This is a genomic window from Rossellomorea vietnamensis (genome assembly GCF_008180415.1).
Lineage (GTDB): Bacteria > Bacillota > Bacilli > Bacillales > Bacillaceae_B > Rossellomorea > Rossellomorea vietnamensis_C.
Map to the genome: position 1 here is coordinate 305,643 of NZ_VTEI01000006.1, position 19,728 is coordinate 325,370.

16 protein-coding genes and 1 pseudogene are annotated in these 19,728 nt (G+C 43.6%); 1 reads left to right on the forward strand and 16 read right to left on the reverse strand.

The features are described from left to right. Positions 1–58: 58 nt before the first annotated feature. The 15 genes from murD to FZC78_RS13735 all read right to left on the reverse strand — a co-directional run bounded on the left by murD (position 59) and on the right by FZC78_RS13735 (position 18,711). Complete coding sequence (gene murD / locus FZC78_RS13665; protein WP_148940304.1) at positions 59–1,411, reverse strand: UDP-N-acetylmuramoyl-L-alanine--D-glutamate ligase; 1,353 nt, start codon at positions 1,409–1,411, stop codon at positions 59–61. After that, on the reverse strand, positions 1,412–2,383 hold the full coding sequence (mraY, locus tag FZC78_RS13670) for a phospho-N-acetylmuramoyl-pentapeptide-transferase (RefSeq protein WP_148940306.1): 972 nt from the start codon (positions 2,381–2,383) through the stop codon (positions 1,412–1,414). Continuing rightward, positions 2,383–2,826 (reverse strand): hypothetical protein, encoded by a 444-nt coding sequence (locus tag FZC78_RS13675; protein ID WP_148940308.1) that lies wholly within the window; start codon positions 2,824–2,826, stop codon positions 2,383–2,385. The genes mraY and FZC78_RS13675 overlap by 1 nt, the downstream gene beginning before the upstream one ends. Beyond that, the gene (locus FZC78_RS13680) at positions 2,826–4,295 is read right to left on the reverse strand and encodes a UDP-N-acetylmuramoyl-L-alanyl-D-glutamate--2,6-diaminopimelate ligase (RefSeq protein WP_148940309.1); all 1,470 of its coding nucleotides are present in this window, start codon (positions 4,293–4,295) and stop codon (positions 2,826–2,828) included. Before FZC78_RS13680 ends, FZC78_RS13675 begins: the two co-directional genes overlap by 1 nt. A 266-nt stretch (positions 4,296–4,561) precedes the next feature. Then, a complete protein-coding gene (locus FZC78_RS13685) occupies positions 4,562–6,478 on the reverse strand; it encodes a stage V sporulation protein D (RefSeq protein ID WP_286365347.1) in 1,917 nt (638 codons plus the stop codon). Between the two features lie 250 nt (positions 6,479–6,728). Further along, positions 6,729–8,942 carry a penicillin-binding protein gene (locus tag FZC78_RS13690; protein WP_148940311.1) on the reverse strand — a complete coding sequence of 738 codons (2,214 nt, stop codon included), beginning with the start codon at positions 8,940–8,942 and terminating at the stop codon, positions 6,729–6,731. Next, a complete protein-coding gene (ftsL, locus tag FZC78_RS13695; protein ID WP_148940313.1) occupies positions 8,939–9,301 on the reverse strand; it encodes a cell division protein FtsL in 363 nt (120 codons plus the stop codon). Before ftsL ends, FZC78_RS13690 begins: the two co-directional genes overlap by 4 nt. A gap of 27 nt (positions 9,302–9,328) precedes the next feature. Continuing rightward, positions 9,329–10,261, reverse strand: coding sequence for a 16S rRNA (cytosine(1402)-N(4))-methyltransferase RsmH (gene rsmH / locus FZC78_RS13700; RefSeq protein ID WP_148940314.1), 933 nt, complete (start codon positions 10,259–10,261; stop codon positions 9,329–9,331). A gap of 79 nt (positions 10,262–10,340) precedes the next feature. After that, positions 10,341–10,772, reverse strand: a complete 432-nt coding sequence (gene mraZ, locus FZC78_RS13705; RefSeq protein WP_148940316.1) for a division/cell wall cluster transcriptional repressor MraZ — start codon at positions 10,770–10,772, stop codon at positions 10,341–10,343. Between the two features lie 619 nt (positions 10,773–11,391). Continuing rightward, positions 11,392–13,011: a bacillithiol biosynthesis cysteine-adding enzyme BshC gene (bshC, locus tag FZC78_RS13710; RefSeq protein ID WP_148940317.1), complete on the reverse strand. Its 1,620-nt coding sequence runs from the start codon at positions 13,009–13,011 to the stop codon at positions 11,392–11,394. A 224-nt stretch (positions 13,012–13,235) separates the two neighbouring features. Continuing rightward, a complete protein-coding gene (locus FZC78_RS13715) occupies positions 13,236–13,622 on the reverse strand; it encodes a DUF3397 domain-containing protein (RefSeq protein WP_148940319.1) in 387 nt (128 codons plus the stop codon). Then, positions 13,623–14,516 (reverse strand): 2-dehydropantoate 2-reductase, encoded by an 894-nt coding sequence (locus FZC78_RS13720; protein WP_148940320.1) that lies wholly within the window; start codon positions 14,514–14,516, stop codon positions 13,623–13,625. 631 nt (positions 14,517–15,147) lie between these two features. Continuing rightward, positions 15,148–16,686 carry an acyl-CoA carboxylase subunit beta gene (locus FZC78_RS13725; RefSeq protein WP_148940322.1) on the reverse strand — a complete coding sequence of 513 codons (1,539 nt, stop codon included), beginning with the start codon at positions 16,684–16,686 and terminating at the stop codon, positions 15,148–15,150. 438 nt (positions 16,687–17,124) lie between these two features. Then, positions 17,125–17,337, reverse strand: a complete 213-nt coding sequence (locus tag FZC78_RS13730; RefSeq protein WP_148940324.1) for a biotin/lipoyl-binding carrier protein — start codon at positions 17,335–17,337, stop codon at positions 17,125–17,127. Between the two features lie 27 nt (positions 17,338–17,364). Further along, positions 17,365–18,711 (reverse strand): acetyl-CoA carboxylase biotin carboxylase subunit, encoded by a 1,347-nt coding sequence (locus FZC78_RS13735; protein ID WP_148940325.1) that lies wholly within the window; start codon positions 18,709–18,711, stop codon positions 17,365–17,367. Positions 18,712–18,965: 254 nt separating this feature from the next. Here FZC78_RS13735 and FZC78_RS13740 point away from each other — a divergent pair, with 254 nt between their 5' ends. Further along, positions 18,966–19,442 carry an N-acetyltransferase gene (locus FZC78_RS13740; RefSeq protein WP_148940327.1) on the forward strand — a complete coding sequence of 159 codons (477 nt, stop codon included), beginning with the start codon at positions 18,966–18,968 and terminating at the stop codon, positions 19,440–19,442. Positions 19,443–19,527: 85 nt separating this feature from the next. Here the strand turns inward: FZC78_RS13740 and FZC78_RS24015 are convergent. Next, positions 19,528–19,728: pseudogene (locus FZC78_RS24015) on the reverse strand (group II intron reverse transcriptase/maturase); the annotation flags it as partial.

The window sequence follows — 19,728 nt, forward strand, 5'->3', positions numbered from 1 at the left end:
TTGATTTTTGCTGTCAATACAATGTTGTTCTTCTTATTGCTCCAAAATAGACAAGCCCTTATTTAAGCTTATGCACCTCATCTATAAAAATGTCACCGCGGACTTCAAAAGTACGGTATTGATCCCAGCTTGCGCATGCAGGAGAAAGCAGGATCACATCACCTTCTTCAGAAATCGTATAAGCGGCAGGTACTGCAGCCTCTACATTATCGACATGTTTCACAGTTTGTATGCCTGCTCTTTCCGCAGTCTTCATCAGCTTTGAAGCTGTTTCCCCAAAAGTGATCAGAGCTTTGACATTTTCCATATAAGGAATGAGTTCATCAAAGCTGTTTCCCCTGTCCAATCCGCCTGCCAGCAGGATTGTCGGCTGTTCAAATGCCTCCAGGGCACTTTTTGCAGCCAAAACATTTGTAGCTTTAGAATCGTTATAAAACGATCTGCCATTCAAAGAACGAACGAATTGGGTTCTGTGCTTCACACCGGTAAATGTCTTCAGGACCTCTTCTATCTCCTCATTCCCTACACCGCTTACCTTTGCGGCTATGACAGCACAGAGGATGTTTTCCAGGTTATGTTTTCCCGGGAGGGCGATCGAGTCTGTATCCATGATTTTTTCATTGTTATAGTAAATGGCACCATTTATGATGCTTGCCCCTTTTTCAAGAACCATCTTAGTGGAAAAGTAAATTTTTTCTGCCTTTGAGAAACTTAGAAGTTCTTCCAGCTCAGGCTGGTCCGCATTGATGACAAGGAAATCTGCTTCTGTCTGATTAACGGTGATATTTGCTTTTGCTTTGGCATAATCTTCAATTGAACCATGATAATCCAAGTGCGCTTCATAGAGATTAATGAATATACTGATCTTCGGACGGAAAGATTCTATCCCCATCAGCTGAAAAGAAGAAAGTTCAATGACGATATTATTTTCTTCCTTCGCCTCCTGGGCTACTTCAGAAGCAACCGTCCCGATATTCCCCGCAATTAACGGCAGTTTGCCGCCTTTGTTCAGCATTTCAAATACCAGCGTCGTTGTGGTTGTCTTGCCGTTTGTCCCAGTGATCCCAATAAAAGGTGCCTCGGATACCAAGTAGGCAAGTTCCACTTCTGTAAGCACAGGAATACCTTTTGCAGCAGCTCCTTTTACAAGCGGATTGTCATAAGGGATACCGGGATTTTTGACAATATAGTCAAACCCCTCATCCAGCAGTTCTATCGGATGGCTCCCGCAGATGACTTTGATCCCTTGCTGCAGAAGACCTTGAGCTTCAGGGTTTTCGGAAAAAGGTTTCCTGTCATTGACAGTTACGAATGCTTCCAATTTATGCAGCAGCGAAGCCGCACTGACCCCGCTTTTTGCCAGCCCTAATACCAGTACTTTTTTATGTTTGAATTTTTGTGTTGTTTTCAATTAGATCCACACCTCGATATAAATTCCTAATACTGCACAAAGCAGTCCTACCGTCCAGAAAGTCACTACGACTCTCCACTCAGACCAGCCCACTAGTTCATAGTGGTGATGAAGCGGACTCATTCTGAATACCCGCTTCCCTGTAGTCTTGAAAGAAATCACCTGAATAATGACAGATAGTGTTTCAATTACAAAAACTCCGCCTATCAATACCAGCAGAATTTCAAGCTTGGTCAGGATAGCTATGGCTGCAATCGCCCCTCCCAGAGCAAGCGACCCTGTATCTCCCATAAATACCTTTGCGGGATGCGCGTTAAAGACAAGGAAGCCGAGCACAGCTCCGACTACAGCGACCGCAAAGATAGAAACATCATATTGAGATTGATTCCAAGCAAGTACTGCAAGAGCCCCGAATGCAATGGCGGATGTACCTGATACCAGTCCATCCAATCCATCTGTTAAATTTACTGCGTTCGAAAAACCGACAAGCCAGAAAATGATGAAGAACACATAAAACCATCCCAGGTCGACACTGATATCTGTCAACGGAATGGAAACAGTCGAAGCAAAATCATTTTGCTGATAAATATAAAAGAAAATGGCTGAAATCAAAATTTGCCCGGCAAGTTTTTGTTTGGAAGTCAGGCCGAGATTTCTCTTCATCACCACTTTGATGAAGTCATCAAGAAATCCTAAGATACCAAAGCCGGCTGTTACAAGAAGCAGCAGGAAGGTTTCTGCACCAATTTCTGAATATCTGCTTGTTATGAATAACGTTGTAATAATGATAGACAACAGGAATACAAGCCCTCCCATTGTTGGGGTTCCTGACTTCTTCTGATGTGATTTTGGCCCTTCTTCCCTAATGCTCTGGCCGAATTTCAACCTTCTCAGAAACGGGATAAAGATGGGAGAGAGCACAACTGTTACAAGGAACCCCATAATGATTGTATAAAATATGACATTATCCATTACTTGATTTCCCCTCCCTTCGCCAGCAGTGATTTATAAGCAAGATCCCAGGTTCTTGAATATTGTTGCTGATTGGAAATTTTATGAACTTCATTCTTTTTTTCGTCTTTAAAAATAAATTTTGTCATCGTTCCCCACTCTTCTTGTTTCGTATTGTAGTAATAATGATCGAGAATCGTTAGTACAGCATTTGTTAGATTGTCAGTCAGAAATAGCGGAAAATGATTGGGCAGCCAGGCCGGCAATTCTGCCTCCTTCAGCCATAGAGATCCGATTGCTCCTTTATGTATGGCCTCAAACAGTTCCCTGTCCGAAGAAGGGATAAAGAGGCCCCCGGGCATATCTTCCGTTGTTTCTCCAGTCACAATAGAGAAGGTAAGACTGCTTTCCTTAATCCCCCTTGATTCAGAGACGAACTTCTCAACATCTGCATAGCTCAGCATTATTGAAGCCTCTTAATTGCAGCCTTCGCAGCTTCTCTGTCATCAAATTGCGTAACACTGTCTCCAATGATTTGATAAGCTTCATGGCCCTTGCCGGCTATGAGGACCACATCTCCCCTGCCCGCTATGGAAACAGCATGGTTTATAGCTTCCTCCCGGTCAGCCAGGACACAATAATTTGTGTCCTTTAAACCCTGTGTCATATCGGATAGGATTTTCATGGGGTCTTCATTCCTGGGGTTATCGGAAGTGAAAATAACTCTATCTCCATAATTGCAAGCGATTTGTGCCATAACCGGCCTTTTGGTTTTATCCCTGTCGCCTCCGCATCCCACGACAACGATCACCTTTTCCTCAGTTATGCTTTCGATCGTTTTTAAGACATTTTCCAGGCTGTCAGGTGTATGGGCATAGTCAACAATCACCGAGAAATCCTGGCCGGCTTCCACATGTTCAAACCTTCCGCTGACCCCTTTGATAGATTGAATGGAAGACTTGATCTCTTTTAATGAAAATCCAGAGATATATGCGGATGCAGCGGCGGCAAGAACATTGTAAATGTTGAATTCCCCGGCCAGTTGAATATTTATGTCGATGCTTTCATTCGGCGTGACCATAGTAAAGGAAGATCCGTTGTGGCGCAGGTTAATATCCTTGGCATGAAAGTCTGCCTTGGAATTGAGACCATATGTAATAACATGAGCCGCCGTTGCATGAATAAAGAATTCAGCAGAAGGATCATCGAGATTAATGACGGAAAATTTTGGCTGACCCTCCACAAAAGAATTCCCAAGCTGGGAAAACAGCAGGCTTTTTGCACTCTTATATTCTTCCATCGTTCGATGATAATCCAGATGATCCTGCGTGATGTTGGTAAAGACGGCTACATCAAAGTCACACCCGTGTACCCGTCCCTGATACAAAGCATGGGAAGATACCTCCATGACTGCCTGTTTGACCCCTGACTTGATAAAATCATGGAAAAGCTGCTGCAAAGTAAGACTGTCGGGTGTCGTATTCTTGCTTGCTGCCACTTCATCTCCTGTTTTCACATATAAGGTGCCGATTAAACCTGTTTTATCACCCTTAGTGCTGAAAATCCTTTCGATAAGGTGGGTGGTCGTTGTCTTTCCATTCGTACCGGTGACTCCGATCAGCTTCAGCTGTTTGGAAGGCTCGTTATAAAACCGGCATGATAGGACCGCCATCACCCTTCTGGAATCCTTCACAATGACCACCGGCACATCCACATCCAGCTCCTGTTCGGAAACAACAGCTGCTGCACCGGAGAGAACTGCTTCTTTTGCTAGAGTATGGCTGTCCACATCAGACCCTTTTATACAAAAAAATAAATCACCATTTTGAACTTTTTTATGATGGTTTTTTAAGTTTGCAATTTCAGGATTGTCATTGTCATCGCCCTTGATTGTGTAGAACGGCAATACTTCCAGCAAAGTGTGCAATTTCATCTTTTCAACTCCTCATGTATGTAAAGCAACCATTTTTTATTTTACAGAAAAACACCGCCGAAATCTATTAACCTGTTAGATTAGTTTTTGACATTTTCCCAAGATAACACGGCAACTTGGATTCAGCAGCTGTCAAAATGACCTTTCATTTTAAGATTATGTTCAGAAAACTAAAGAAATGAGTGATTATCAGGGAATATGCCCGAAACCGATAACCGAGTCCAGTTTCGGTTTCAGGCTGACAGCAAACTCTTCTTCCTGGTGAATCACTCTGACATTTGAATTCTTATGGTACCGCCTTCTTTAATTTTCACCCCTGGATCAGGAGACTGCGCTACAACCTTATTTCCTTCGCCGCTGATGTCCAGCTTCAAATTGATGAGCTGCTGCTGTAATTCTTTTCTAGTGAATCCGATAAGATCAGGTGTCTCCAGCAAAGGAGTGTCCAGCCATGTCATTTTTTTCTCAATTTGGTCCTCCCGAGGAGGGACTCCCATCGCCCGCAGGCTGTCCCCAATGATATTCCCAACAATAGGAGCAGCTACCACCCCGCCGAACTGCACGGTTCCTTTTGGATTATCCACAGCAAGATAAACAACAATTTCCGGTTTATCTGCCGGGGCAAACCCGAGGAAGGAAACGATGTGATTATTTTCCATGTAACGTCCGTCTTTTACCTTCTGAGCAGTACCGGTCTTGCCGCCCACTCTATACCCGTCAACAAAAGCCCCCTTTCCGGTTCCTTGTGCTACTACACTTTCAAGGGCATACCGGATTTCTTCAGAGGTTTCTTTAGAGATGACCTGCTTTTTTGCCTGTGGTGAATTTCTCATAACCACTTCTCCTGTTTTCGGATCCACAAGTTCTTTTGCCACATACGGCTGATAAAGAGTCCCGCCATTGATGGCCGCTGAAACGGCTGCAACCTGCTGTATAGGTGTAACCGCAACACCCTGGCCGAAAGCGGTGGTTGCCTGTTCAACCGGCCCTACCCGGTCCAGATTAAATAGAAGCCCTTTCCCTTCACCTTGGAGATCGATTCCGGTCTTCTGGCCGAATCCAAAGTCTTTGATATACTTGAACAGCGTTTCCTTGCCAAGCCTTTCACCCAGTTCTACAAACCCCGGGTTACAGGAATTCTGGACTACCTCCAGAAATGTTTGAGTCCCATGTCCCCCTCTCTTCCAGCAATGCAAGGTGGAACCAGCAACCTCGACGTGTCCTGGATCATGGAACTTTTCTTTAGTCAGGTCTACTTTATTCTCTTCAAGAGCTGCTGCCAGCGTGATGATTTTAAAAGTGGAGCCCGGCTCATAAGTGCTCCATATGGGCAGGTTTCGATTATAAATCTCCTGAGGGACGTTCCTGAAGTTGGCCGGGTCAAAGGTCGGCCTGCTTGACATTGCCAATATTTCTCCATTATTCGGATTCATCGCAATGGCGATAATCCCATCCGGGTTGTATGCCGCTTCTGCAATATCAAGCTCCCTTTCAATGATAGTCTGGACTTTGGTGTCGATGGTCAATTTGAGATCAAGTCCATCCACCGGGGCAGCATAATCATCCGCCATATCCGGCATGCGTTTTCCTTTAGCGTCTGAGAAGAATTTGACCGAGCCGCCATCCCCGCTTAATTCTTTATCATAAAAAAGTTCCAGGCCCATCAGCCCCTGATTATCGACCCCTGCAAACCCGAGCACATGAGACAAATAACTTCCAAAAGGATAATATCTCTTGGAATCCTCTGCTATGTAAACTCCTTTGAGGTTCAGGTCCCTGATTTCCTTAGCTTTTTCATAGGAAATCTTCCTTGCTTCGTTGATTCTTACCATGGACGCAGACTTTGTTACATATTTATAAATTTCCTCCAAGGGCAGGTTAAGCGCAGCTGCCAGCTTTTCTGCCGTTTTGGCGGGATCCGTTATCTGCCTGGGAACAACAAAGACAGTCGGAGCGCTCTGGTTGGTTGCTAGCTCCACACCGTTTTTATCCAATATTTTTCCCCTCTCAGGTTCGAAGGGAATGTTCCTGCTCCAGGAATCCTTCGCCAGGCCTGTCAGCTTGTCCCCCATAAAAAACTGGACATACCCTAGTCTCACATCTATAATCGCGAATATTAAAATCCCCATCACCAGAGCAAACGCCAGCCTCTTCCTCACCGTTACATTCGATACTCTTTTCACACTTAGAACCTCCCCTTATTTGGCTCGTTCAATTATATGCCAGTACAAGTGGAAGTATGTTAGGAAGAACACTATCCGGAAAGACGGGTAACATTTCCCGGGGAACTTATCTCAGAAGAAAATGGAGTGTCGTTAAAAGCGTGAAAGAAAAGTGGTATCAGCAAGTAAAAATAGCTATCGCTTTCTGCTCCTCTTAGCTGCAATCTTTTAAAACAGCAAAAGGCCGGAGATTCACTCTCCGGCCTTCCTGCTAGTTTAATGGGGCTTCTTCGTCGGTCTCACTATCATTCTTCTCTTCCTCCAGCTGCTGTTCCGGAGTCTCGAATGTTACTACAAGCGGCTCAGCTTCTTTAACCGCTGTACCGGGAGTTATATTTTGGTTGGTAACATACCCTGTGCCTACCATGTTCAGTTTCAAGTTGGCCATTTTAGTTACCTTCAGCACATCCCTGACTGACCAGCCTTTCATATCCGGTATAGTCAGGTTCCCATCGGTACGCAGAACGATTCTTTCCCCCTGAAGCAGCTCTTCACCTGGTGAAACAGACTGTTTTTGAATCTTGGTACCATTCCCTATAAGAATCGGTGTCAATCCTGACTCTTCCAGCTGTTTCTTCGCCTTCTCTACAGATTCTCCCGTATGGTCGGCTACTTCAGCCTTTTTGAGGCTTTTACTCTTTTCCGGTTTGATGTTTAAATACTTCAAGCTGTTAAGCATTACCGGTTTGAATACATCTGAAACAGGGTCGGAACCGATTTCAGATGGTTTTAAAGTTGGTTTTTTGATTGCTACGTACACGATCAACTGCGGATCATCGGCTGGTGCCATACCTAGAAATGAAAATAAATAGTTTTCTTTTCCTATTTGATATCCTCCATTTTCATAATCCGGAATTTGAGCAGTACCGGATTTCCCTGAAACATTATAACCCTCTATAGCAAACCTACGGCCTGTCCCATCATCAGCAGTGACTGTAGTCGCAAGGTATTCTCTCACCTTTTTAGCTGTTTCAGCCGAAATAGGGGTCCCCGCAACCTCGGGTTCCGTTTTCTTTACCGTCTCTTTGGTATTATGATCAACGATTTCAGAAATGATATACGGCTTCATCATTTTCCCATCATTTGCAATAGCTGTTTCGGCTTGTATCATCTGCAGGGGAGTGACGGTTGTACCTTGCCCAAAAATGGTGGTGTACTTCTCGATTGGATAGTGGTAAAGGATTTGCCCTGTTGTTTCGTTAGGAAGGTCTATACCCGTCTTCTGTCCAAATCCAAAGGCATCAAGATATTCCCTGAAACGGTCCTCTCCGATTTTATCAAGAAGCTTTGCAAAAGCTACATTTGAAGACTGCTGGACACCTTCAAGATAGGTTATCGTTCCCCACCCATCACCATTATTGTGGTCACGGATTGGCACCGAATTTCCTTCCAGAAAGTATTTTCCAGATTCATAATATTCATTAGGATTAAAAGCACCTTCTTCGACTGCTGCAGCCAAAGAGAAGCTTTTCATGGTGGATCCTGGTTCATAGGAAGTCTCGACTATATCGTTCTGCCAAGATTGAAGATCTTCTCTTGTATCAGGATGGAAAGTTGGCCTCTGAGCCATGGCAAGGATTTTGCCAGTCTTAGGGTCAGCTACAACTGCGAGCATGTTTTCAGGTTTATATTGCTGATCCACCTTGCTCATCGTTTCTTCTAAAAAGGTTTGAATTTTTTTATCAATCGTTAGGTATACATCGTTACCATTTTGCGGAGGTGTGACGTGCTCTTCTGTCTGCGGGAGAATGTATCCCCACTTATCGCTGTCATAATTTACCTTTCCGTTTTTTCCGGTGAGGTAGTCATTCAGGCTTTGCTCTATGCCCATCTTGCCGACAATTTCAGTAGTATTGTCTTCTTTTTCTTCTTTTTGGGCAAAGCCTATCAAGTGCGAAGAGAATATACCGTTAGGATAAAATCTCTTAGACTCTTTTACAAAGTTGACACCAGGAAGGGCTTCTTTTTCAATAGCGAGCTTTAACCGATGTGATATGCCTCTCCCCACACTGCCGAACTCCACCTGAAATCTTTTTTCCTCCACTCCTTTGGAGAGCCGGGCGTATAGTTCAGACTCATCCGCCTCCAGTAAAGGAGCAAGCACTTCTGCTGTTTTCCTGATGTCCTGGACATGCTTAGGCTTATCACTGTCCTCTGACACAGATTCATCGAGGATGGCAATAAGGGTGTAAGCAGACGTATCTTCGGCTATCACTTCACCTTTTTGATCATAGATAGTTCCTCGCTCTGCTTCAAGAATCCCAGTCTTAAGGTATTTCTTAGCCGCTTGAGCAGCCAGGACCTTACCATCGGCTTCTCCTGTGACCTGGATAGTCACAAACCGAACCATCAAAACAAAAAAGAGCAGGCCGAAAAATCCAAAAAGGATGGCTGCTCCGATTCTCATTCCCGGTCTCTTTTTCATTGATTCTGCACAACCTTAACATTCTGTTCTTTTAAATCAAGACCCAGTTCTTTCGCTTTTTCCAAGATTCTTTCGTATGTACTCAGCTCGCTGACTTGCAGTTTAAGGTCAGTATTTGCTTTTTCTTGAACATCAATTTGAGACTGTACAACCTGAATTTCTTTATTGGCTTTATAGATTGAAGACTGGGTGGAGATGATGTTCACCGCCATAAAGCAAAATACTACCCCAATAAGCGCAACCAGAATTTTTTCACCCGGTGTGATGAGGGGCCTTTCTTCTCTTACCGGGATGGTTTCCTGTTGCCGCTGCGGCTGCTGAACTGTCTGTTCACGGTACTTCCTTGCTAAATTGCTCACTCTCTCTGCTCCCTTCTGTTATTTTATCTACGCCTTTTCTGCAACTCTCAGTTTGGCAGAACGGGCTCTATTATTATTTTCTAATTCTTCGTCACTTGGCAGAATCGGCTTTCTCGTCACCAATTTCAGTTCCGGCTTATACTCGTCCGGAATGATTGGAAGGCCTGGCGGCAGATCAGGGCCTGCAGCCTTTTCTTTAAAAATGGTTTTGCATATCCGGTCTTCAAGAGAGTGGAAGGTTATCACACTAATTCTTCCGCCCGGCTTAAGGATTTCTATTGATCTTTCAAGTGCCTCTTCGACCGCATCCAGCTCATCATTGACAGCGATCCTTATTGCCTGGAAGACCCGTTTAGCGGGATGCCCGCCCTTTCTTCTCGCAGGAGCAGGAATTCCATCCTTGATCAATTCAACCAGCTCACCGGTTGTTTCGATAGGCTTGATTCCTCTGGCTGCCTCAATCTTTCTGGCAATCTGCTTGGAAAACTTTTCTTCTCCGTAACGGAAGAATATCCTGACGAGGCTTTCATAAGTCCATTCGTTCACCACTTCATAGGCTGTCAATTCGCCTTCCATATCCATTCGCATATCAAGAGGAGCATCATGATGATAGCTGAATCCCCTCTCAGGTGTATCAAGCTGCGGAGATGAAACTCCCAAGTCAAACAAAATTCCATCCACTTGATTAACGCCTTGATCTGCAAGTTCTTCTTTTATATAGCGAAAATTGGACCTTATGAACGTTACCCTGTCAAGGTAGGGACTAAGCTTATTTTTTGCATGGTCTATTGCTGTCTGATCCTGATCAAAGCAATACAATCTGCCGTTTTCTCCGAGCTGCGAGACCAGATATTCACTATGGCCGGCTCCGCCCAGAGTACAATCCACATAGATACCATCTTCCTTGATGTTCAGTTCATCCACTGTTTCTTTTAATAATACTGTTGTATGTTCAAACATTCTGATTCACCTTTCCAATCGAGCTGCATTCATTTAAGCAAAGTCTACTTCTGAATAGTTGGTTGTATTGCAGAATTGATTAGATATCAAAACCAATCATATTCTCGGCAATTTCTGCAAAGGAATCCTCTGACTGTGAGAAATAGTCTTCCCATAAAGGCTTGCTCCAAATCTCAATTCGACTGGAAACTCCCAATACTACACATTCCTTATCCAGCTTCGCGTAATCCGTAAGTGTGGAGGGGATATTGATCCTCCCGGTTTTGTCCAATTCGCATTCTGTAGCACCCGAAAAGAAAAACCGTGTGAAAGCACGTGCGTCTTTCTTGGTCAGCGGCAGAGTCTTCAGCTTTTCCTCTAAAGCCCTCCATTCCTCCATGGGATATCCAAATAAACATTGATCAAGCCCTCTGGTCAATACAAAGGCATCACTAAGATGCTCCCTGAATTTGGATGGGACGATTAAACGGCCTTTATTATCAATGTTATGTTGATATTCGCCCATGAACATGTCCACTGCCCCCACTTTCTAACACAAATGTACCACATTCCCCCACTTTTCTCCACACATATATTAATTTCTTTTTGATTACAATAAATCCTGCTTTTTTAACTATCTTGTATTATTTCTGGAATCCCTTGCATTGCCATTATTCGAGGGATTTTTATGGGTATTTATGAGGGGATACTAGCTATAATCCGTTTTTGTTCGCCTGTCCATGGTGCAGTGTTTAAAGTTGATTTCTATTTAACTCAGCGGGGATAAATGGAATACCTTCATCCGATCAGACTTTTTCGGGTATTCTCTCCAGGGTGTTTATGAGTGAGGGACAACTGCGTTCTTTTTGTGTGCATCTCGTGTCTCTCGGGGCATGGTCCCAGGACACCTGAGACCCTTATTTGGTCCTTCTGGTGTCTCTCGAGCCGTGCTCGAAGGACACCTGCATCCCTTTTATATCCTTCCCGTGTCTCTCGGGACGCGTTTGAAGGACACCTGAGACCCTTTCGCTCCCTGCAAGTGTTTCTCCGCACGCTCTCAAAGCAAAGCTGATATCTTTTTCACATATATTAAAGTCATACACAAAAAAGAAAGCGACGCTGGAAACAGCATCGCTTTCTTACGGGTTCAATCATATTGAGATGACTTTGTGTTTTCCATCAAACTCCATAGGAAGTTCCATCAAGCCCTTTACAAAACTCTCCCCATATCGATTCATGAAGTAATAAAGATTCCATAAGCGTTCCTGAGGAGCTCCTCCAGGTCTAAGGGAAGCCTCAATCCTTTCATATTTGCCCAGCCGCAACTGATGTTTGCTTTGAAGGGAATGATTGGTTTTGAGTCTCAGATATTCGAATTGCTGCTTGTGAAATGACAGGTTTTTTTCAATAATATTCTCCAAGCCCTTATCAACAGCGGAAGCTTTCGGCAAGATGCCTTCATAGGAAGCCATAAGCATTCTTTCAGCCTCATTTATCCTGCTTTCAAGGTCAGCATCTCTCACTGATTCCCAATATTGAAGTTTCTCCCTTTCCACACCATCCTTCAGGACAGCATCAAGAGAAAGGCTGAGTTCATCAGCGTTTCTTTTAACATCCCTCTCCAGAATGGTCAAATTCAGACGGGGAACAATAGGCGGCATTTTGTTTCCAGCCCACTCGAAGGCCCGTTTCAATTCACCCCAATAGGCGATTTCACCAGGACCGGCTATAAAAGCTAGGGTAGGAAAGAGCCACTCCTGCATCAATGGACGGGTGACCACGTTGTTACTGAAGCGGTGCGGTTCTGAATCAAGAATCTCTTCAAGCTGGCCAAGGGTATAGTGTATCTCGCCATTTTTACCCCTGAAAACATCCCCCTCCCGTTCTAAGAGAATCCGTTCACCATTTTCATTAATGAACAGATTGGCAGCAGCAGCTTTCATCTCTATGGTAAGAGGAAAACCGTTTTCGGAGATAATGCTTTGTTGTTCTCTCACTTTTTCTAAGATGATTTCGCTGCCTTCGATCAGGTGATGGAAATAAGGTTTTTCCAACTCCCTTAATGGAGGATAGGCTGAATCAATGATAAGCAGGCCATAGTCCTTGAAAAGAGACATAATGATGCTGCTGAAAAAGTCTACAATGGTTTCAGAGCGCCCAATGGCGTCGTCCAAATCCCTCAATAGTCCATTCGTGAACTCTGTTTCGCCAAAATGGCGGATAACCTGATTGACCCATTTGCGCATCGTTTCTTTATTAAAAGTGAACTCGCTGGCCATTCTCTTATCAGTCGCTCTTTCAGGATAACCCGTCTTTTCCAGCTTTCCATTCTGTTCAACGAACACATGATTGATTTCCTGGTAATCATGATCCTCGCCGGCAATCCAGAAGATAGGAATAACCGGATAGTTCAATTTATCTTCCTGTTCCTTCGCAAGTTTTATTATGGAAATGACCTTATGTATAGTATAGAGGGGCCCCGTCAACAATCCAGCCTGCTGGCCGCCGATGACCACAACGGCGTCTTCTTTAAGCCTTTTCATAGATCTTTCAACTTCGCCGCTCGAAGGGAAGGGTTTCATGTACCCTTCGATCACTTCCACTAAAGCTTCCCGCGGGAAGTCCCTTAGGTTAATATCTTTGACCCTGTCCGCATACAAGCCGGGTTCATCAAGGTTGTAATGAAAAAAAGAAGTAACCGGTGGTTCCTGTTGTATGTATAATGAAGCAAAACGATTTGTTGCTGGAATATATAAGCTTTCCAGTTCCATATTAAATGACTCCTTTTCTTCCAACTTCTACTGTTCGTAGTATAGCATTCCACGACAGTAAAAGGAAAAAACTTGCCTGAATGGTTTGTTGTTAAAGCTTTTTATCAGTTTTGTCTTTCATATTTGACGTGCCTGAGAAAACAACAGCTGCCTAAATGTGACTATTCCCTGCCAATGTATGATGTGATTCACCCTTATACTGTACCCAGCCGCTTCATATCCCATTAGAAGGTTTGGATAATCCTTGAAGCTACACCGTAAAAAAGGAGAAGAATGTAGGCTGTCGAGAACAGCAGAAAGTTAAGTCTCCAGCCGCTTTTGAGGACATGCCGAAACACAATCTCCTCTTTGATTTTCCAATGAATTACCGACAGAATGCCGGTACTGATCAGCAGTACAAGAATAAGAACCCAAAACAGCGATTTATCCCAGATGGCCTGGATGATAAAATGAACCGAGAAAATTAAGAGGAAGGTCGTAAAATTGACAGCTGCATTCACAGCTCTTCTATGGCTGCCAGTTAATTGTTTCATAATCACGAATGAGGAAAAGTATCCCAGAAAAGGAATAAGAGTAAAGACAGCAACAAAACTGGAGAATATGGTAGACAACTATTCTTTCCTCCCTTCATGATCCATCCCTTTAACCATTTTATACAGAACTGGGATTACACTCAGCCGCATTTCGCATTGCTCGGCTTTTTCTAAGGCCGCTCCCAAAATAGCTTCTATCTCTGTCGGTCTTTTAGCACTGATGTCTGCCAGCATGGATGAAGTGTTTTCCCCGGTCCTGCAGGCGATAGTTTTTATTTCGTCAAATCCGATGACTCCATTGAGTTTGGGATATAAAAGGAGGATCTCTTCGAAGACTGCTTTAGCAAGAGCCTCATACTCAGTAATTTCTAATAAACGTCCATTCCTGACTCCCAGAACAGCTGTCAGTGGATTAATAACCGCATTGACGGCAAGCTTCTCTAAAAGCATCACTTCATAATCCGGCTGCATCTCGATTGGAAAATCAACGCTGCTGCGCGAAAGCTCCATCAGCCTTTCTCCGTTCCCCCTGTAAACAGCTGCGTTTGTCCTGCCCTTCCCCTTGTGGGCAACCGCTTGATCCGATTCCTTAAGAGCACCATGTTCCACCGTCCCAACATAAATATGCTCATGGGGCAGTTTATCCAGGAGTTTCAAATGGCCGATTCCGTTCTGAAGAAACAGCAGGGAGACCCCGGAAGGAATATTCTTTAATACTTCATATAGATCATTTAAGTGATATTGTTTGACAGCCACAATGATTAGATCCTGTTCAGTCATGTTCTTCATTTCTGCCGAAGCCCTAATAAAGGTGGCTGCACAGGAATCTCCTTCACGAAGAGTAATGCCCTTATTATTAAGGGTCTCAGCCTGTTCTAGTCTCTTCACATAAAGGGTAACATCGTTATTTTTACCAAGATAGGCTGCAAAGAGCAGGCCGATTGCCCCTCCGCCGATAATTCCAACTCTCATCCAATCTCCTCTATCCGTTCATTCTGGTTAATATTACTAATAACATTCTACCATTGCGCCCTAGGTGAGAAAATAGCTTTAGGCCATTCTTACTCATTTTTCAAACTTAAAATCTCCACAAACAAAAAAATCACTCTATCAAAGGCTGGTTTCCGCATACATTGGGGCTTTCGGAAGTATCCTAAAGCCGTTTTCCCACCTGGATACTAAAGGATTTCTCTCTAATTGGGGAGAGCAGCTTTATTCTATTCATGATTAACAGGGTATTTCGGTGAATTATGGATGTTTTTTCCGGAATGAAGTTTACGAAAGGCTCTTTTTGTAAACTTTGTTGTTATCTGATACTAATTCCGAAAAACTAACCATGTTAAGAGAGGTAAAACTGGTAACGATGAAAAGAAAAGAGCTGCTCTCCCTCGATAAAAGATAAAACTCTTAGTATCCGGGGGAAAATCCGGCTCTTGGGATTTTTCTGAAGCAACAATATATGCGAAAACAGCCTTACGAAAAGAGCCTCTTCAAATAATAAGTTCGTTATATCCAGCAATAAATGTGCACCTTGTTATTTTTCCAATTGTCCATCAAAAAAGGGTTAACCCAGATCATAATCTGAAGGCTAACCCCTGGGCCGTTAGACCGGGTATACCGGATGCTTCCTTGAGCTGAATTCTACTTCTTTTGTTTCATTAATTTTATAGCGCTCGATAAGGACACTGCGTAATTCATTAGGTCCCGTAATTTCATCAACAATCATTTCTGAAGCAAGTTTGTAAATATCGATATGCTCTTTATACTCTTTCTGTTTTTCTTGAACATAAGCAATACGTTCTTTTGGATCTTCGATTGCCTGAATCTTATTGGAATACACTGCATTCACAGCAGCTTCCGGACCCATTACAGCTATCTGTGCGGTTGGGAGAGCAATACAGACATCCGGCTCAAAAGCCGGTCCAGCCATTGCATAAAGACCTGCACCATATGCTTTTCTGACAATCACAGAAATTTTGGGAACCGTAGCGGAACTCATTGCAGCAATCAGCTTCGCTCCGTGCCTGATAATCCCTGCTCTTTCTACTTTCGTGCCGATCATGAAGCCCGGTACATCCGCCAGGAAAAGAAGCGGGATTGAAAAGGCATCACACAAAGTAATGAATTTTGCGGCTTTATCAGCTGAATCTACAAAAAGCACTCCGCCTTTCACTTTCGGCTGGTTGGCAATGATTCCAACTGGTTTCCCATCGATACGGGCAAAACCGGTCACAAGCTCCTGTGCAAATAACTTCTTCATCTCAAAAAAGCTTCCTTCATCAATCAGAGCATCAATACATTCGTACATATCAAATGGTGCATTTTGATGTTCCGGAATGATCTGCTCCAATGTCCTGCCTTCTTTTGGTTTTACCCCTTCGCCAGCGGCAGGCTTTTGAAGATAGTTTGACGGGAAGTAAGTCAAATAGTTTTTAGCAGCTTCGATTGCCTCTTCTTCGGAATAGGCGAGCATGTCACCCACACCGCTGATCGAACAGTGCATTCTGGCACCGCCCATTTCTTCAAGTGTCACTTTTTCACCAATGACCTTTTCCGCCATCCGAGGCGATCCAAGATACATAGAGGCATTGCCGTCCACCATGACGACGATATCACAGAAAGCCGGTATGTATGCTCCGCCTGCAGCGGATGGTCCAAATAGTAAACAGATTTGCGGCACCATACCTGACATTTTTACTTGATTGTGAAAAATTTTCCCTGCTCCTCTTCGGTTAGGAAACATTTCGAGCTGATCCGTGATCCTGGCCCCAGCCGAGTCGACCAAGTACAGAATCGGCACTTTCAAGTTCAGGGCAGTCTCCTGGATACGGATGATTTTCTCTACAGTCCTAGCTCCCCATGAACCTGCTTTCACTGTAGAATCATTTGCCATCACGCAAACAGTTCTGCCGCCGATTTTACCAGTTGCTGTCACTACTCCATCAGCAGGAAGCCCCTCTTCCTGGCAATTGGCAAACATGCCGTCTTCCTGATACTCCCCATGATCGAACAGCAGGTTTAATCGATCTCTAACAAAAAGTTTATTTTGCTCCTTAAGCTTTTCATGATATTTCTGCTGCCCGCCGCTGGATATTTTCTCCCTTTTCTCTTCCAGTACATGTTCATAGGTTTTCTGAGACATAGAAAATCCCCCTTTATTTCATTTGCGCTGCTTCTTCGGAAATTATTGTTTTAAAAACAAGCTGTTTTCGCATACATTGTAGCTTTTGGGAAAATCCCAAGAGCCGGGTTCCCCCCATGGATACTAAAGATTTTCTCTCTATTCGGGAAGAGTAGCTCTTTACATGATTACCAGGTTATACATATGAATTATGGTTATTACTTCTGGAACTAGAATCAAGTAGCAGCAAAAGGCTGTATACCTAGCCCCCTGTTTACAAAGGCTGCAGCTGCTTTTATAAGGAATGGAACTTTCCACCAGCGCCAGGGCTGAGCTGGGAGGGCGTTTAACCCCATACCCCCAGCGGCCTCTCAGCGACGTAAGAATAGTAGAGCTAGCTGCATAGTGATACAACTTTCTCCTGGATAACAGCCCTATCTTACACCCTTACACCCAACCTTATTCGAATGTAATCAGAACATCTCCCTCGTTGACAAAGTCTCCGACATTCACTTTTATTTCAGCAACCTTGCCCGCCGCTTCGGCTTCTACCGGAATTTCCATTTTCATGGATTCAAGCATAAGGACGGCCTCCCCGCTGCTGACTTCCGTACCGCTTTCAACCAACACATTTAATACTGTTCCTGCCATTGATGCTGTAATTTCTTTCATATTCTTGTTCCTCCTTAGAAATCGATGTTAGTTATTTACAGGTTTCCTAGAGCTCAGCCACGCTGTATTATACGACCCGTCTTGGAAACTCTCTTCTTTAAGTACATCCCTGAATAAAGGAATGTTTGTCTTGACACCCTGAATATCTGTGTCTTCAAAAAACTTTAACGCTTCCTCAATGCAGTCTTCACGTGTGCTTCCACTGATGATGACTTTCGAAATCATTGGATCGTAAAAGGGCGTTATGTTATTTCCCTGTTCATACCCGCTGTCTATCCTGACATTTTTAGCGGTCCCCCATTTGATGGACGATATATTGCCAGGTGAAGGGAAAAAGGTTTTGGGATCTTCTGCATACACACGAAACTCCAGCGCATGGCCTTCGTTTCTTACACCTTCCTGACTTGAAATAGGAAGTTCCTCTCCCCTGCTGACAAGAATCTGCCATTTAACCAAATCCAGATTTGTGATACTTTCCGTAACCGGGTGCTCAACCTGCAGCCTCGTGTTCATTTCAAGAAAATAGAAATTCTCTTCGTTATCCACAATGAATTCGACTGTTCCGGCGTTCACATAATTTACTGCCTTTCCTGCCCTTATAGCAGCATCGAACATTTTCTCCTTAGCCCCACTCGATAATTGTGGAGAAGGTGCTTCTTCGATGACTTTTTGGTTCCGCCTTTGTACTGAACAATTTCTTTCGAATAAATGAATGATGTTACCTTTTTCATCTCCGAATATTTGGACCTCTATGTGTCTTGCATTGTCTATACATTTTTCCAGAAAAACTTCATCATGGCCGAAATATGCCTTGGCCCTGTTTTTTGTAGAATCAAAGCTTTGAACGAGCGCTTGCTCATCGCTGCAACGGATCATGCCGATGCCGCCCCCGCCGCTGCTGGCTTTCAACATGACAGGATAACCGATAGATTCCGCCACAGCCTTAGCCTCTTCGATGGAAGCTACTCCACCTTCGCTTCCGGGAACAACAGGTACATTCGCCGCAATCATTGTTTTTCTTGCAGCAACCTTGTCTCCCATCATTTCCATCACTTCCGCTGACGGTCCGATAAATGTTATGCCCCTGTCCCTAGTCTTTCTTGCAAAATCACTGTTTTCAGATAATAACCCATACCCGGGATGAATCCCATCTGCTTCTTCCCTTTCAGCAATTTCCAGAATGGCATCGCTTTTCAAGTATGATTTATTTACAGGCGGTTCTCCTATACGGAATGCACTGTCTGCTTCAGCCACATAAGGCATATCTTTATCAGCATCTGAATAGATTGCTATAGTTTTGATCCCCATATTTTTGCACGTCCGAATGATTCTTGATGCAATTTCTCCCCTGTTTGCCACTAAAATCTTCTGCACAACATATCCCCTTTCTTGTCCATGAATGAGTATTCTAGTATTAGTTTTCTACAAAAAACCAAAAATTCCTTCTTAATCTGCAAACGCTTTCTTTATTAAGTGCAGAATTTTTTGTATTTTTGTTATATAATGATAATATCATAATCTACTCACATAGTATCAAATGAAAAGAGATATTATCCTCTTTCCGTTTGATTATATTCGTTCAGCAAAGAAGCTAAACACCTAATTCAATTGCTCAGGAGGTACCGTTTATGACAGTAAAAGTTGAGAAACTAAAAGTAAATTACAAAACTCTGGAAGAATTCAAGAAATTTAAAGAGTATGGTGTTCAGGAGCTATCCATGATGGAGGACCTGGAGTCCAATATCATCGAAAATAACAGTGAGTCTCCCTTCTACGGAATTTACTTCGGAGACACTCTTATCGCGCGCATGAGCCTCTATCAAAGAGATTCGGGCAATGACCAATATTTTGATCCCCCGCAAAATTACCTTGAACTCTGGAAGTTGGAAGTCCTTCCGGCACATCAGGGAAAAGGATACGGAAAAGTTCTGGTGGATTTCGCCAAAAGCTTCAATGCGGCAATTAAAACTAATCCCAGAATTCAATCTCATGGTTTTTGGGAAAAAATGGGTTTCGAAAAGGTTACCTACGATATGGAAAGAGACTTGGGACAAAATCCGCTCATCTGGCTTCCTGAAGGTGTCCATGAGCAAAAACATTCCTAAAAGTTTATAAATCGAGTAGGAGGGGGTGACTAACCCCCGACCTCTCACACCACCGTACGTACCGTTCGGTATACGGCGGTTTCAATTAAGTCAAACGCAAAGTTTGATATCTCATAAGCAGACTCTTGAGCCCTTGATTCGACCAGTATTGGTTATCAAGGGCTCTATCTAAGATGGGGCTTTTAGCGATACGCCAATAACCCAACCTAGTATTTGCCCATTCCCAAGCCTTGTTAGTTTGTATTCCTAACTTCGTTAGGTTTCTATGTTTTGTTTTAACTTTCTT